This window comes from Arthrobacter sp. LjRoot78 (genome assembly GCF_964254335.1).
Classification (GTDB): domain Bacteria; phylum Actinomycetota; class Actinomycetes; order Actinomycetales; family Micrococcaceae; genus Arthrobacter.
Genome location: NZ_CAXUTG020000001.1, coordinates 4,568,029 through 4,583,515, shown reverse-complemented (window position 1 = coordinate 4,583,515; position 15,487 = coordinate 4,568,029). Strand labels below are relative to the sequence as shown.

General features: G+C 64.8%; 12 protein-coding genes. 6 read left to right on the top strand and 6 right to left on the bottom strand.

Going from position 1 to position 15,487, the window contains the following annotated elements; genetic code table 11:
• Positions 1 to 24 precede the first annotated feature (24 nt).
• Positions 25 to 606 (bottom strand): hypothetical protein, encoded by a 582-nt coding sequence (locus ACSQ1X_RS21255; protein WP_436059188.1) that lies wholly within the window; start codon positions 604 to 606, stop codon positions 25 to 27.
• A gap of 2 nt (positions 607 to 608) precedes the next feature.
• Positions 609 to 1,076 (bottom strand): hypothetical protein, encoded by a 468-nt coding sequence (locus ACSQ1X_RS21250; RefSeq protein WP_436059187.1) that lies wholly within the window; start codon positions 1,074 to 1,076, stop codon positions 609 to 611.
• A gap of 689 nt (positions 1,077 to 1,765) precedes the next feature.
• On the opposite strand from ACSQ1X_RS21250, the gene dnaB reads away from it, so the two are divergent.
• Entirely contained in the window at positions 1,766 to 3,145 is a 1,380-nt protein-coding gene (dnaB, locus tag ACSQ1X_RS21245; RefSeq protein ID WP_055802727.1) for a replicative DNA helicase, read from the top strand.
• Positions 3,146 to 3,154: 9 nt separating this feature from the next.
• Here dnaB and ACSQ1X_RS21240 read toward each other — a convergent pair whose 3' ends face one another.
• Positions 3,155 to 4,156: an acyl-CoA thioesterase gene (locus ACSQ1X_RS21240; RefSeq protein ID WP_436059186.1), complete on the bottom strand. Its 1,002-nt coding sequence runs from the start codon at positions 4,154 to 4,156 to the stop codon at positions 3,155 to 3,157.
• Positions 4,157 to 4,262: 106 nt separating this feature from the next.
• The gene (locus tag ACSQ1X_RS21235) at positions 4,263 to 8,564 is read right to left on the bottom strand and encodes a fibronectin type III domain-containing protein (RefSeq protein WP_436059185.1); all 4,302 of its coding nucleotides are present in this window, start codon (positions 8,562 to 8,564) and stop codon (positions 4,263 to 4,265) included.
• Between the two features lie 639 nt (positions 8,565 to 9,203).
• Here ACSQ1X_RS21235 and aztD point away from each other — a divergent pair.
• Positions 9,204 to 10,478 (top strand): zinc metallochaperone AztD, encoded by a 1,275-nt coding sequence (aztD, locus tag ACSQ1X_RS21230; RefSeq protein ID WP_436059184.1) that lies wholly within the window; start codon positions 9,204 to 9,206, stop codon positions 10,476 to 10,478.
• Between the two features lie 107 nt (positions 10,479 to 10,585).
• On the opposite strand, the gene ACSQ1X_RS21225 is transcribed toward aztD, so the two are convergent.
• Entirely contained in the window at positions 10,586 to 11,020 is a 435-nt protein-coding gene (locus ACSQ1X_RS21225) for a DoxX family protein (RefSeq protein ID WP_055802779.1), read from the bottom strand.
• 148 nt (positions 11,021 to 11,168) lie between these two features.
• On the opposite strand from ACSQ1X_RS21225, the gene ACSQ1X_RS21220 reads away from it, so the two are divergent.
• The 3 genes from ACSQ1X_RS21220 to ACSQ1X_RS21210 all read left to right on the top strand — a co-directional run bounded on the left by ACSQ1X_RS21220 (position 11,169) and on the right by ACSQ1X_RS21210 (position 13,654).
• Positions 11,169 to 12,518, top strand: coding sequence for an MATE family efflux transporter (locus ACSQ1X_RS21220; protein ID WP_436059183.1), 1,350 nt, complete (start codon positions 11,169 to 11,171; stop codon positions 12,516 to 12,518).
• Positions 12,519 to 12,600: 82 nt separating this feature from the next.
• A complete protein-coding gene (locus tag ACSQ1X_RS21215; RefSeq protein WP_436059182.1) occupies positions 12,601 to 13,197 on the top strand; it encodes a hypothetical protein in 597 nt (198 codons plus the stop codon).
• An 82-nt stretch (positions 13,198 to 13,279) separates the two neighbouring features.
• Positions 13,280 to 13,654, top strand: coding sequence for a hypothetical protein (locus ACSQ1X_RS21210; RefSeq protein WP_436059181.1), 375 nt, complete (start codon positions 13,280 to 13,282; stop codon positions 13,652 to 13,654).
• A 67-nt stretch (positions 13,655 to 13,721) separates the two neighbouring features.
• Here the strand turns inward: ACSQ1X_RS21210 and ACSQ1X_RS21205 are convergent, their stop codons facing one another.
• Positions 13,722 to 14,264, bottom strand: a complete 543-nt coding sequence (locus ACSQ1X_RS21205; protein ID WP_436059180.1) for a CGNR zinc finger domain-containing protein — start codon at positions 14,262 to 14,264, stop codon at positions 13,722 to 13,724.
• Positions 14,265 to 14,422: 158 nt separating this feature from the next.
• Here ACSQ1X_RS21205 and ACSQ1X_RS21200 point away from each other — a divergent pair, with 158 nt between their 5' ends.
• Entirely contained in the window at positions 14,423 to 15,385 is a 963-nt protein-coding gene (locus ACSQ1X_RS21200) for an EamA family transporter (protein WP_055802776.1), read from the top strand.
• The last annotated feature ends 102 nt before the right edge of the window (positions 15,386 to 15,487 follow it).

Here is a 15,487-nt window from a genome sequence, read left to right as displayed (position 1 = left end):
CGGCAGGGCATGGGCTCAGGCGGCTCAGTCGTCGAGCAGGGCGATGAACTCCCGGGCCTGCTTGAGGGAAATGTCCGAGTGCTTCGTCAGTGCCGTTGCGGCCGCCTCAGTGTCGCCGCTCTTGGCCAGCGTGCGTATCCGGCCGTAGATTTCGTCGTTCAGCATATTGCTGCTGACCTCCCGGGTGACATCGCCCTTGCTGGCGATGGCGCGGTACCGGTAGGGGAAACGCTCGGGGGCGTCGTCGTCGTCATGTTCCGGCGCCTCAGGGGCCGCTGGGGTGAACGGCTGGGGGTGGGCCGCCAGGGCGCCGACGGCGTCGCGGGAGGCCCGCAGGCCCTCGCCTGAGGCTTCGTAGTAGAGCTTGATGGCCGCCATGGCCTGCCCCTGCGCTATGAGGGCGTACAGCCTGCGGTGCTGGTCTTCAGTGAGCTTGGCTGCCGCAGCCCGGGCCAGTTCCACCGGCTCGCCGGGCGGCGTGGGGCCGGCTGCCGTGGTGGCGGAAGCCTTGGGGCCGGAGGTCCGGCGTCCCACGGCGCGGGCCACCAGCAGGACTGCGGCTCCCACGAGGAGCAGGATCAGGACGGGGATCACCAGTGATTCCATTGCTATAGCCGATCTACATAATTCTTGGCGGTCAAAAGATCTGAATGCGTTGCCTGCCGCAGCATCTTGATGGCTTGCAGTTTCTGGCCGTTGCGGGCCATGGACTGCAGTTGCAGGGCGAATTGCGGGTTCAATTGGCCTCCGGGCAGGACCGGGCCCTGATATCCGTGCATTCCCACGCCCGGGCTTGACCCTGCCTGGGCGTGCAGGGCTGCCCGCGCGTGGTCGGCCTGTTGGGACTGCTGTTGCTCATTCTGGCTTGGCCGGGTGGCGGCATCAACCCGCGCCCGGGCGGCGGTGGCCGCTTTCACCTGGGCGGCATAATGCGCCTGCGACCGAAGGGCCAGTTCCAGTTGATAGCGCTCGGCGTCGGAGATGCCGGTGTCCCGCGGCTTGAGGGCCGTGGTCACCGCCCAGATCACTGCCACAAGGATGAGGGCAGGCAGTATAGCTATCAACACATCGCCCATGCATAGAGCTTATGCCAGTTCGCTGTTATCCACAGCATATTCTGCGGCTCGCATACAGTCCGACGAAGCGGGCGTCAATTCGAAGCCCTTGTCATGATGTAGATCACAGCGCGGGTATATCTTTCGTCACTTCGACCCGGGTTACTCGCCGGTATCCCCAGTGGGAACCTGAAAGCTGTGGATGAATGTTCCTCAAAAGAATTTTTCATCCACATGGCATTTCGGACGTTTCCGCAGGTCAGGGGCCTATTGACGCTCAAAGTTTTTTTGTTTCCACAGGTGGCCACACAGGCTGTGCACAAGCAGGACCCCTTAATCCACAACTTATCCACAGGTGTGCATGTATGCGGGCTTGGTGGCCGCTGGCAGGGGTACTAACGTAGCGGGATACCTGTTTTGGGGCACTGGTACTTGCCTTCCGCAGTCCGGACAGACCTCTTGCGGGCGGTCCGGGATGCAGATTCTGATAACCAATTGTGGATAACCTCCGCAAACTGGGGATAACCAGGGATACGGCAGGAACAGCGGGTGTCGGCACCTTCCCGCAAGGGAAGACTGTCAGTGCCGGGTGGTAGTACTGGTCATGGCGCACAGCGGGGCTCCGCTTCGCGGGACAGCCCTATGGCAGATGGCAACAGAACCGACGGCATTGAGAGATACGCCGCGGTACACAACGGAGGACGGCAGCTTTGTCAGTTACGCACCTGGACTCAATCGAGGGCACCCGGAGTTCCGAAGGCAACCGAAAGCCGCCCCAGGACATCCCTGCCGAGCAATCAGTTCTCGGCGGCATGATGCTGTCCAAGGACGCCATCGCCGACGTCGTCGAGATCCTGCGGGGCCAGGACTTCTACCGCCCCGCCCACGAGACAATCTACGAAGCCGTCATTGACCTCTACGGCCGCGGCGAGCCTGCCGACGCCGTGACCGTGTCTGATGAGCTGACCAAGCGCGGAGAGATCAACAGGATCGGCGGACCCGCCTACCTGCACGAGCTTATTCAGACCGTACCCACTGCCGCCAACGCCGGATACTACGCGGAGATCGTTGCCGAACGTGCCGTCCTGCGGCGGCTGGTTAATGCCGGCACCAAGATCGTCCAGCTGGGTTACGGCTCGGACGGTGAAGTGGAAGACCTCGTCAACCAGGCCCAGGCCGAGATTTACGCCGTGGCCGAACGGCGGACGGCTGAGGACTACGTTGTCCTCAAGGACGTCATGGAATCCACGGTGGATGAAATCGAAGCTTCGGGCCACCGCGAGGAAGGCATGACGGGCGTGCCCACGGGCTTCTACGAACTGGATGAGCTCACACACGGCCTGCACCCGGGGCAGATGATCGTCATCGCCGCCCGCCCGGCCGTTGGTAAGTCCACGTTCGCCCTGGACTTTGCCCGGTCCGCAGCCATCAAGAACAACCTCGCCACGGTCATGTTCTCCCTGGAAATGGGCCGGAACGAAATCGCCATGCGCCTTCTGTCCGCGGAGGCCACCATCGGCCTCCAGGACCTCCGCAAGGGCACCATCAAGGACGAACAATGGTCCAAGATCGCCACCACCATGGGCCGGATGAACGAAGCTCCGCTGTTCATTGATGACAGCCCCAACATGTCGCTCATGGAGATCAGGGCCAAGTGCCGCAGGCTCAAGCAGCAGCACGACCTCAAGCTGGTCATCCTGGACTACCTGCAGCTCATGAGCTCCGGCAAAAAAGTGGAATCCCGCCAGCAGGAGGTCTCGGAGTTCTCGCGTGCGCTGAAGCTGCTGGCCAAGGAGCTCCAGGTGCCCGTGATTGCGCTCTCACAGCTGAACCGTGGCTCCGAACAGCGCCAGGACAAGCGGCCCATGGTTTCGGACCTCCGTGAATCAGGCTCGATTGAGCAGGATGCCGACATGGTGATCCTGCTGCACCGCGAGGACGTCTATGACAAAGAATCGCCGCGCGCCGGCGAAGCCGACATTCTCATCGCCAAGCACCGTAACGGCCCGACCAAGGACATCGTGGTGGCCTTCCAGGGGCATTACTCGCGGTTCGCCAATATGGCGGCCGACGCCGGCGGCGGCTTCTAGCCAGCCGGGCTACGAGGTCTCCCGCGCCCCGCTTGCCGGCGCCCCGCCAGCAGTCAGCAGGTGGTTGGGTAGCCGGTTTCCCGGCGCCCGGCCCCGGATCTCCAGCAGTTCCCTGGCATGGGCGTGCAGGCGCTTGTCCTCTTCCGAAACCGGAACCCATGGCGGAATCGGCACCGAGTTCCCGGACGCGTCCCTGGCCACCATGACTGTCAGGCAGTACGTGGTCAGATTCATCTCCCGGCCCTTCGGATCCCCGGACCGGACGTGCACGGCAATATGCATGCCCTTGGTGCCGGTGTACACGAGCCGTGCCTCCACCTCCACCACGTGGCCGATCAACAGCGGCCGGTAGAAACGCACCCCGCCTGAGAACACCGCGACGGTGTCCTTGCCGCAGTACCGCGACGCGCACACATAGGCGGCCTCGTCGATCCACTTCATCACGATGCCGCCGTGCACCTTGCCGCCCCAGTTCACGTCCGTGGGGGCGGCCATGAACCGGAGGACAACCCGTTCGGCAGTGCCGGCGTCCGTATATTCCTGCGCGTTCATCGCCTGGACAATGTCTTCGCGGACCTTGATCCGGGCAAGGGCGTGGTCGCGCTGCTCGATCTCGTCCGGAGTGGAAGGCTCGAACTGCGGGACGGGCACCGGTTTCCCGTCCGGACCCACGGCCACAAAAATCACCATGCACTGGCTGCGCATGGTGGCCGGGCCGCCCTTGGGGTCGCCCGAGGACACGACCGTGCGGATGTGCATTGAAGACCGCCCGGTATAGACGATCGTGGCGGTGACTTCCACCATGTCGCCGCTGTTGACCGGATCGGCGAAGTGGATGTTGCCCACGTAGGCCGTGACGCAGTATGACTTTGCCCAGCCGACTGCTGCGGCATAGGCCGCCTTATCCACCCACTCAAGTACGGTTCCGGCGTCCACGGAACCGCTGTGGCCGACGTCCATGGGGGCCGCAAGGAAGCGGAGGGTTACTGAATTGGCGGCAGACTCGCTCATGCTGAGAGTTTACTGACGACCCGGCCTACTAACCGGTCCGGAAGACACAAACGCCGCCCCACCCGCCATATGGGGTGGGGCGGCGTCCGTCCCGGGGGCGGAGTCCTTAGCGGGCCCCGGTGTACAGGATGTCCGGCTGGGACGGCATCTCCATGCCCTCACCGATGAAGAAACCCGGGTGCGGCGGCTGGTTATACGAGATGTTCTCGCGGGCCACCGAGAGGCGGTACACGGAATCGTGCATCAGGGTCCGCAGGCGGACGTCGGTGGAAGCTGTGGTGGTGTAGATCCGCAGTTCCGTGCTGTCCGACGACGGCCAGGCGATTTCCTCGCGCCAGTCACCCAGGAGGTCGGCCTGGATGGCAGGCGTGCCCTTGGTGCCGTTATTGGATTTGGCGCCCGCGGCCGTCAGCAGCCTGTCGCTGGACTCGGTGTTCCAGTTCCACTTACTGATGGTCGGCACCCCGCGGTATGTGGCGTCGTCGAAATCGTGGTCAACGATCTCCCGCAGCAGGTCGCCGTCCCACCACGCCAGGAAGTTGGCTGCCGGGATCTTCTCCGCGATCAGCTCGCCCTTGGCTGACATCAGCTGGCCCACGGGCGAGTTCCATGCCGCGGTGCCGCCGATTGCCCAGCCTTCGGCTCCCGCGTAGCGGGGATCAATGTCACCGGCCGCGCCGCGCCCGGTGTCCTTGACCGCCGGGATGCTCCACAGCACCTCACCGGTCCGGGAATCCCGGAACGTCGCTCCGCGGTTCCCGCTGGAGCCCATGTCCTCGTGCACCGCGAAGGTCTCCAGTCCCGGCCGCGACGGATCGAGGTCGCTGGTGTGGATCGCGTCGCCGTGGCCCAGACCGGTGGTGTACAGCGGCTGGCCGTTGTCATCGATCGTCATGGACCCGAAGATGAACTCGTCCTTGCCGTCTGCGTCCACGTCCGCCACGGAGAGGTTGTGGTTGCCCTGCCCGCGGTACTGCGTGCCGGACACGTCGGAGTCGAAGATCCAGCGCTTGACGATCTTGCCTGCCACGAGGTCGTAGGTCGCCAGCACGGCACGGGTGTAGTACCCGCGGCTGAACATCATGGACGGGTGTTCGCCGTCCAGATAGGCCACTGCTCCGAGGAAGCGGTCCACGCGGTTGCCATAGCCGTCGCCCCAGGCCGCCACGTCGCCGCGCGGCGGGTCGTACTTCACGGTGTCCATGATGGTGCCCGTCTGGCCGTGGAAGACGGTGAGGAACTCGTCGCCGGTGAGGACGTAGCCGCTGCTGGTCCGGTAGTCGGCGTTCGGGTTGCCGATCACCGTCCCGGCCGCGTCTCGGGTGCCGTCCGCCGTCTTCATGGCGATTTCGGCCTTGCCGTCGCCGTCGAAGTCGTACGCGAGCAGCTGGGTGTAGTGGGCGCCGGCACGGATGTTCGGGCCCATGTTGATGCGCCAGAGCTTGGTGCCGTCCATCCTGTAGGCGTCAACGTAGACTGTGCCGGTGTAACCGGACTGCGAGTTGTCCTTGGAATTGGACGGGGACCACATCTGGATGATTTCGTACGTGCCGTCTCCGTCGACGTCGGCCACGCTCGCATCGCCGGCGGAGTAGCTGTAGGGCTGGCCGTCTTTTGTGTAGTCGTCCGCCGGCTTGTCGAGCTTGATCGCCAGGTAGTTGCGGGACATCGGCGTGAACTCGGCCGTCAGCTGGTCTGCGCCGGCACCCACGGCCTTGATCACGTATTTGGACGAGGCCGTTCCGCCGGCATCGAGGTAGGACGTGCTGTTCCTGATCGGATCCACGGTGAGCTGTACGCCGTCGCGGATGACATGGAAGCCGATCTGTTCGGGATCCAGGCCCAGCATTCGCCAGCCCAGGCGGACGCCTTCTTCGGTGAGCAGGGCCACGGGGGCGCGGTCCAGCTTCTCCACCTGCCGGTTCACTACAGTGACCCTGTCAGTGCCGATCACCGGCGACGCTGCTGATTCCCCGCCCTTGTTGATGGCGGTGACGCGGTAGTAGTACTTGATGGTGGTCAGCACCGTGGTGTCCGTGAACGTCACCTCGGTGGCACGCCCGGCGTAGGAGAAGGTGCCGTCTGCCGACGTCGAGCGGTACACGTGGTAGGCGGATGCGCCGCCGACTTTCTGCCACTTAAGGCTGACACTGCTCTTCTCGATTCCCTTGACGTCCACCTTGGAAGGTGCCGCGGGAACCGGCGTGCTCGGGTCCGTGAGGGATACCTCCACGGTATTGGACGGCACTGACTCGAGGCCGGTGTTATCCACTGCAATGACCTGGTACTTGTAGGGCAGCCCTGCGAAGGCCGTGGTGTCCTTGAAGGTGGTCGTTTCCGTGATGTGTTCAGCAACAAGCTGCGGCTGCGCCTCGAAGTTTGCCTGCCGGAACACCTTGTAGCTGGCGGCGTCGGCTACGGCGTCCCAGGCGAGTTCCACCGCCGCCGGGTCAGCCGCGGCGTCCACGGCGGTGGCGCGCAGGTTGGTGGGGCCCACCAGGAGGGGCGTGACTTCCAAGCCGTTGAGCCGCTGGCCGGAACCGCTGAAGGTGACGTTGAGCTGGCCGTCGGTCACCAGGACCTGGTTGATGATCTTTTCCGCCGAGGAGGCTTTGCCGGAGGAGACCTGGCCGTAGCCCTTGCCCTCTGCCGCGACGTCCGTCCGGGTGGAGCCGATCCAGTCGCTGTGGTAGGTCTTCAGCGCGTAGGTGCCGTTGGGCACGTCCAGCTGGAATTCGAAACTGGAGCCGCTGAGCACGAAGTCGCGAAGCAGGTTCGTGGTGACGGCGCCGCGGTCCCGGTCGCTGAGGACGGAGGGGTCCTTGAAGCCGAAACCGCGTTCCTTGCTGTACGCCATGGTGCGGTTGGCCTCGGTGTAGCCGGCCTCAACGGGTGCACCCACAGGGCCGAAGTCGAACTTGTACTTGGCTTCCTTGGTGGTCAGGGACAGGGCGTCGCTGGGTTCGGAAAGGCCTTTGCCGTTCATCGCTGCGATCCGCACGCTGTAGGCGGTGCCTTCAGCAAGGCCTGCCAGGTTTGCCGTGGGGACGGTTGCCGTGGTGGCCAGCTTGTAGGCGCTGTCCTCTTCGGACGACAGCTTCCGGTACACCTTGTAGATGTCCGCGCCCTCGGTGGGCTGCCATTTCAATAGCGCGCCGGCATTGGAGATGCTGCCGGCCACCAGTCCCTGGGGCTTTGCAGGAACGGCCGACGGCGGGACAATCTCCTTGGCGCGTGCGGCCAGCGGGATGTTGAGCTGCTTGACGCCGCCCGCCAGCAGGCGGGCCATCTGGATGGCGCCGTACTCCTGGAAGTGGGTGTTGTCCACGGTTCCGGTGGGCCGGTTGGGGTAGACCCCGGCATCGACGTGGAGGAAGACCGACTTGGTGTCTTCGGGGCCGATTTCGTCAAAGTAAGCCCGGCTCAGTGCCGACAGATCCACCAGCGCCACGTTCTCTTCGGCGGCCAGTTCCTTCATCTTGTCCACGTACTCGGGGAAGCTGACGTTGAATTTCCCGGTGGCCTCGTCGAAATCACGCCGTCCCACCGGTGTGACGAGCACCGGGGTGGCTCCGCGCTGGCGGGTCCCGTTGACGTAGGTGCGCAGGTATTCCTTGTAATCGGCGGGGGAGGCGTACCGGTCATCGACACCCACGGTGGCGTCGTTGTGGCCGAACTGCACCATCAGGTAGTCGCCCGGGTTGATGACGCGGAGGATCTCGTCCAGCCGTCCCTGGCTGATGAAGTTCTTGGAGCTGCGTCCGCCGATCGCGTGGTTGAAAAAGGAGACTTTCTCATCAAAGTAGCGGTCGATCATCTGCCCCCAGCCGGCCTGCGGGATGTAGCCGGCGTCGTAGGTCTGGACTGTAGAATCGCCGGCGAGGTAGACGGCAGGATCCGCCGTGGCGGATCGCGGCGCGCGGGCTGCGATGACCAGGGAGTTGATCTTGGCCGCGGTGCCGCTGAAATCAAGATTCAGCTGGCCGTCCACGAGCGAGATGGGGAATTCCATTTCCAGATACTGGCCTGCGGGCTTGTCCGTGAGCTGGACCTTAGCGATCTTCTCCGCGGTGATCGCGATGTTGGTGGCAGCGACGGCGTCGCCTGCGATGAGCTTGACTGTGTAGTCCCCGTTGGGGAGGTCCACGAGGAAACTGCCGCCCTGGGCCTGGACGAAGTCGGACCGCAGCGGGTCGGCCGTGCCGCGGTCTTCGCCGGACGTCAGCGTGGTGTCGGTAAAGCCGAACTTCGCCGCGGCGCTGTACGCCTGGGAGGCATTCACCTGGGTGTAGCCGTCGGCGGTAGCGCCCGGGCCGAAGTCGAAGCGGAAACCCGAACCGGCTGGCGGGAGGGGAGTTTCAGCGTGCACGGCGGGCAGGCCGATGAAGGCCACCGCCGCGGCGGTCACTGCCGCCGCGACTGCCTTTGCGCCAGGCAACCGGACGCCGGAGGGCCGGTTTACGCCGGCGGCGCAGACGTTACCAGTCCCGGATTTTGGCGGGTCACCGGGACCGCTGTCCTGCCGAGTGCGTCTTTGAGGGGGATAACTCACGAACATCTCCTTTGATGAGCTGTGGAACCAAGGACCACAGCGGGCAAGTTTGTATCGTTTCAATCACTGCATGCGTGGCATGGCGTGCGCGAAGCGGGGAGTCGGGTGAACCGCCGGCGGGTCGGGGTGGCCGACTTTGGACACCCGCTGCCTGATCCACGCAACCCGCCATAGGGCTGCGAGGTAGCCCAGGCTGGTTGTTCGGTGTTACGGAAGTTACATCATGGCTAGGCCTGTATATCCGTGGTGTACGGAACAGGTTTATCAGTGGATCGTTTCAAAGGTCAAGGATTTTGTTTCATTTCTGTGAGATTTTGTTATGCGATGTCACAAATTGGTCATATGGGGCCGGTGGCCGGGCCGCCACGGCTTGCCAAGCTAATGAGAATCACTATCATTTAGCTTATGAAGATTCGTGATAAAGCTTTCCGTTGCCTGAAACCCTCCGCTCGCTGCCTGAAGCAGTATCGGAGCTCCGACCTGAAGGCAACCCCGATGGGCCTGTCAGGGGTAGCGGTAATCGCCGCGACTGCGCTCATGCTGAGCGGCTGCGCTGCCGATTCCGGGCGTAGCGGTGACGCCCCGCTTGCGGCAACTGCCCCGCAGCCTACCGGGCAGCCGGCCGCATCGTCCCGTGCAGCCCAGGAAATCCAGGGGCCCGCCCCCAGGCTGGTGCTGACCCACGCCGGCGGCATCACGGTGCTCGACGCCGCCTCGCTGGCGGTGGTGGGGGAGGCGGATCTTGAGGGCTTCAACAGGCTCAACCCCGCGGGGGACGGCCGGCATGTCCTGGTCTCCACCGGAAGCGCGTTCAAGGTCTTTGATGCCGGAGTGTGGACCGAAAAACATGGCGATCACGGGCACTCCTACGCTGCCCAGCCTGCACTGACGGGCGTTGAGTTCCAAGCCAGCCAGTCCGGCCACGCAGTCTTCCATGCTGGCAGGACCGCGCTGTTCAGCGACGGTTCCGGGCAGGTTGAAGTTTTCGAGCCTTCCGGACTGGGGGCGGAAGCGGCGGCGCTTCCGGAGCGTGACGTCTACACCGCGCCGGACGCCCACCATGGCGTGGCGGTGCCGCTGGAGCAGGGAAAGCTGCTAATTACCCTCGGTGACGACGAGTCCCGGCGGGGAATTGCCGTGCTGGCTGCGGGATCCGGACAGAACCGGGCGGAGCTGGTGCGCAATGAAGACTGCCCGGGTGTGCACGGCGAGGCGGTGGCCGGGCCGGATGCCGTGGTGGTGGGCTGCGAAGACGGCATGCTTATCTACCGGGGCGGCCGGATTAGCAAAGTGCCCAGCCCCGATGCGTACGGAAGAATGGGCAACCAGGCCGGTTCGCCCGAATCGCCAGTCGTCCTGGGCGACTACAAAGTGGACAAGGATGCGACGCTTGAACGGCCTACGCGGGTCTCCCTTGTGAACACTGAGACGGCGGCGCTGCAGCTCGTCGAACTCGGCACAAGCTATTCGTTCCGGTCGCTGGGGAGGGGTCCCTCAGGCGAGGCCCTGATTCTGGGAACCGACGGCTCCCTGCGGATCATCGACCCGCTGACCGGAAACATCACGTCGAATATTCCCGTGGTTGCGGCCTGGGAGGAGTCTGAAACATGGCAGGACCCGCGCCCCACGCTGTTTGTGCAAGGGTCCACTGCCTACGTCACCGAGCCCGCAAGCAGTGCTATCCACGCAGTGGATCTTGCATCCGGCAAGGTGACCAAATCCGCTGATCTCCCGCACGTACCCAACGAACTGACCGGAGTTTCCGGCTAAAATTCCCAGCCGGTAATACTAGCAGTCCCGCATCTGACGACGCCGGGCCGGCCACTGAGGTGACCGGCCCGGCGCTGCACGGGGTATTGCTTGGTTTTGTGTCCGCTTTAGGCGAGGACGCTCAGCTTTGAGTTGCTGCGGCCGAACAATGCCCGGTCCACGGCCACCTTGCCGGCGCCGGTCAGGGCAATGGCCAGGGCACCCGCTGCCAGCAGCAGTACCAGTTCGTAGCCGCCGGTGGCAGCGAAGACGCCTGCGGAGGCGTGCACCAGGAACAGGGCGCCGAGCATGTCCAGGGCGAGCAGCAGCGCGAAGACGCGGGTCAGCACGCCGAGGATCAGGGCGATGCCACCAACAAGCTCAAGGGTGGCTACTGCCGGTGCTGCCAGTTCGGCCGCCGGGATGCCCATCTTGGTAAACGCGGCCTGCGTGCCGGCAATGGTCCACTCGTTGAACTTCTGCCAGCCGTGGGCTGCGAACAGGAAGCCGGCAATGACGCGGAGGACCGTGAGTGCGGTGGTTGTCAGTGTGGACTGGTTCATGAGGATTCGCCATTTCAGATCGTGGGACGTCACTGCGCTTCGGGAGCAGCGCAGTTGTTGTTTCAATGATTAACTTTGCCATTCAAATACTTGAAGAGTCAACTATTTGTGGCGGCATGTGACGGTTCTCTCCGGTTAGGCTGGCTCCGTGCCAGAATCACGCGCCGCCCGGATTGTTGTCCCCGGCAGGAACTCCCGGGAAATCCTCCGCCTCGCCGTTCCGGCATTTGGCGCGCTCATCGCAGAACCGCTCTTCCTGCTCGCGGACTCGGCCATAGTCGGCCACCTCGGCGTTTCCCAGCTCGCCGGCGTGGGGCTGGCTTCCGCGGTACTCCACACAGCCGTGGGCCTCATGGTGTTCCTCGCTTACTCCACTACCCCGGCGGTGGCCCGGGCCATCGGCGAGGGCAACCTTGCCAAAGCCCTCGCGGCCGGCCGGGACGGCGTCTGGCTGGCACTGGGCCTGGGGCTGGTGCTCGCGGCGGCAGGTTTCGCCGGCGCCGAGCTTCTGGTCGATCTGATGGGCGCCGCCGGCGATGTCCGCGAGTTCGCCGTCGACTATCTCCGCTGGTCCATGCCGGGGCTCGTGGCCATGCTTTTGATCTTCGCCGGCACCGGCGTGCTGCGCGGCCTCCAGGACACGCGGACCCCGCTGGCCGTGGCCTCGGTGGGGTTCAGCCTGAACATCGTCCTCAATCTGGCACTGGTTTACGGCATGGGCTGGTCCGTGACCGGCTCGGCCGTGGGCACCAGCATTGCCCAGTGGGCCATGGCCCTGGTGTATCTGGTGATCGTCCGGCGAAATGCGCGCGACCACGGAGTTTCGCTCCGCCCGGACTGGCACGGCGTGCGCTCTATGACCAAGGTGGGCTCCTGGCTCATGCTCCGCACGCTGAGCCTGCGGATTGCGATCCTGGCAACCGTGCTGGTGGTGACGGCCCAGGGGCCGGTGAACCTGGCGGCCCATCAGTTGGCCATGACCATCTTCACCTTCCTGGCATTCGCCCTGGACGCTTTGGCCATCGCCGCCCAGGCCCTGATCGGCAAAGAACTGGGGGCGGCCAATCCCGCCACGGTCCGTGAGTTGACCCGGACCATGATCCGCTGGGGTGCGGGATTCGGGGTAGTCACCGGAGCATTGCTGGCCGTTGCGGCCCCGTGGGCGGGCGCCTTGTTCACGTCCGACGCCGGTGTCCAAGGCGCCCTGACGCTCGCCCTGTGGGTGCTGGCGGCCGGGCAGCCCGTGGCTGGCTATGTGTTTGTGCTGGACGGCGTCCTCATCGGCGCCGGCGACGCCAAGTACCTGGCGATCGCCGGCGTCGTAAACCTCGCGGTGTATCTGCCCCTGCTGGCCGCTGTCCGGCTTTCCGGCGTCGACGACGCCATGGGGCTCACATGGCTGTGGGTGGCCTTTTCGCTGGGCTACATGTCTGCCCGCGCGGTGACACTTGGCCTGCGGGCCGGGACGGACCGGTGGATGGTCCTTGGTTCGCCCTAGGGGGTCGGGCTCGGGCCGCTGGTCTGGTCGGCCTGCCTTCGGCCCGGTTCGCGTCGAATCCGCTGCGCACTAAACTGGACCCGTGACCCTCCCAGCATCCCCTGCCGATCCCGCCCCGTTGACCGCTCCCGCCGCGGACCTGTGGAAACCGGTGCTCACCAGGGCCGTCGTCGCCCTTGCTTTCGGCGCGGTGACGGTCTTCTGGGCGTCGCCGTCGGCATCTGAAATGGGCTGGGCGGGCGGACTGTACCTGCTCGCCGTGGGCGTGACCCTGCTTCGCGGAATCGGAAAATTCGGCCTTGACGCCAAAATGCCTGCCGGCAAGGTCATTGCCGCAGCCGGGGCCGTCATGACTGGAGCCGGTGTGGCTGTGGTGTTCCTGGGCAGTGAACTGGTATTCGGTGTCCTGGCGGCACTGGGCCTGGGACTGCTGGGGGCAGCGGAACTGTACCTCGGAATGCTTTTCCGCGGCCGCAGTGTCCTCGCGCGCGACTGGCTGGCATCGGGTGTCATTGGCCTGGGAACCGCCGTGGCCCTCCCCTTCTTCATAAGCCTCGGAGCGCACGCCCTGCTGGGCGTGGCCGGCGGCGGGGCGATCATTTCCGGCGTCCTCTGGGTCCTGGCCGCCCTGACCCTGCGGCACGATGCGCGGCCCGTTTCCAGCGAGGCCGTAAACTAGTAGGGAACGGTTCTACTTCGTGTAGAACAATGGCTTTACTTAAGCTGCCCGGCCCCGGCCGCGCTGCATGGGAGGAAACACCTTGGCACAACGGAAACCAGGAGAACCGCGTAAGCTGCGGACCTCGGTCAAGGGACCCCTCATGTTCTCCGCATTCTGGGCTGTCCTGGCCTTTTTTGCCGTGCTGATTTTTGCCTCCGGCGGCAGCTCCCGGGCGCCCCGCTTCGACCTCGCCCTGACGGGGGCCGGAATTGCGTTCATCGTGACGCTGGTCATCGCGGCGATGCTCTCGATGAGCCACAAGGAAAATGCGGACCACCTGGGCAAGGGGTCCGGCGTCAATCTGAGTTCCAAGAGGTCCTCCTCGCACGGCGGATATTCGGCGCGGCCGGAGGCAGCGCGCCCGGAAGCCCAGGGTCCCGAGGCGCCGGATTCGGCGCCCGGCGACGCCCACTAGGTCCTCCGGACTGGTTCTCCGGCTTCCCCTGCAGGCTTCGCCCGCGCCAAACTTCTGCAGGACACCGCTATGAGGCGGCTTTACGGGCGCGGTAAGCGGCCACATGGGCCCGGTTTGCGCAGTTTCCGGTGTCGCAATACCGCTTGGACCGGTTCCGGCTAAGGTCCAGCACCACGGCGTCACAATCCTCTGCAGCGCATACCAGCATCCGGTCCATTTCCTTGCTTCGGATCACGTCCACGAGTGCCATGGCAGCCTCGGTTCCCATTCTGTCCGCCAGCGGAGCCTCCCGCGTGGTGGCATGAAGGTGCCAGTCCCATTCGTCGTGCTTGATCAGCTGTGGAAGCGCATTTGCGTCGCGGAGCAGGCGGTTCACCGTATCGACGGCGGAGTCCTCATCCATGGTCCACAGTTCGGTGAGCTGGCTCCGTAATTTGTGGACGCTGGCCAGTTCGGCCGCGTCCCGCGATCTTGCGCCCGAGAAGCCTTCCGCCGTGAGAAAACGGTCCAGGTCCGCCATGGTGGCAAGATGCTCCTCACCGTTTGCCGCGCTGTTGATCAGACCTACCACAGTGCGGAGGGCAACTTCAGTGTCAGGGGCAAAAACCATCTTGACTCCTTACAGGGTCCGGGCGTAATGTCATGACCATTACCCCACTTTACTCCTGACAGGAGGCAGCCGTGCCTGCCGTAAGCAAACGCGCCGAAGCGTCCGTCCAGGGCGCCGCTTCCCGGCAGGGCGTCGCCCGCCGGTCCGCTGCAGGCTTCATGGCGTCGGGGCTCGGCGTGGCGCTATTTTCCTCAGCGGTCTTCGGCCTTTCCGGATCATTCGCCAAATCCCTGCTCGAAACCGGCTGGACTCCCGGTGCGGCGGTGACTGCCCGGCTCACCGGTGCGGCAATAATCCTCGCCATCCCGGCCATCCCTGCCTTGCGCGGCCGCTGGAGCCAATTGAAGGACAACTGGCTGACCATCCTGCTCTTCGGTCTCATCGGTGTCGCGGCCTGCCAGCTCTTCTACTTCAACGCCGTCGAACGCCTCTCCGTAGGCGTTGCGCTGCTTCTGGAGTACCTGGCCCCGGTGATCATCGTCCTCTGGCTCTGGGCCGCGAGCCGCAGGCGTCCCCGACCGCTCACCATCGCCGGAACCCTGCTTTCGCTCGGCGGACTCATTCTGGTGCTGGATCTGACAGGTGCAGTGAAGATCGATTTCGTGGGCGTCCTGTGGGGAATCGCCGCCGCGGTCTGCTTGGCGATCTACTTCTTCATCACCGCCAAGGAAAATGACACCCTGCCGCCGATTGTCCTGGCGTCCGGCGGCCTGATGGTGGGCGCCGCGGTGATGTGGCTGGCCGCAGCCACGGGCCTTCTACCCATGGCGTTCAGCACCGCTGACACCAAACTGGGGCCGTGGGTCACTCCGTGGTGGGTGTCGCTGGGCGGACTGATTGTGCTGGCCACGGTGCTCGCGTACGTTTCCGGAATTATTGCCGCCCGCGCGCTCGGTTCAAAAGTGGCTTCCTTTGTGTCGCTCACCGAGGTGCTCTTCGCCGTCATCTGGGCGTGGCTCCTGCTCGGTGAACTGCCCGGTCCCGTCCAGTTGCTCGGCGGGGTGCTGATTGTGGGCGGCGTGGTTCTGGTCCGGGTGGACGAGCTTCGTGGTGCCGGCGCCCCGGCGGCGTCGGTGCCGACGCCGCTGGACCACGCTAACGACGTCGAACCCGTCCCGTAGTCAGCCACTACGAGTCCGTCACCCCCCACGCCGTGGGTGCCTTTAAACGCGGATGCCCCGGACGCTTTGTTGCGTCCGGGGCATCCGGCAAGAAACGGTGGT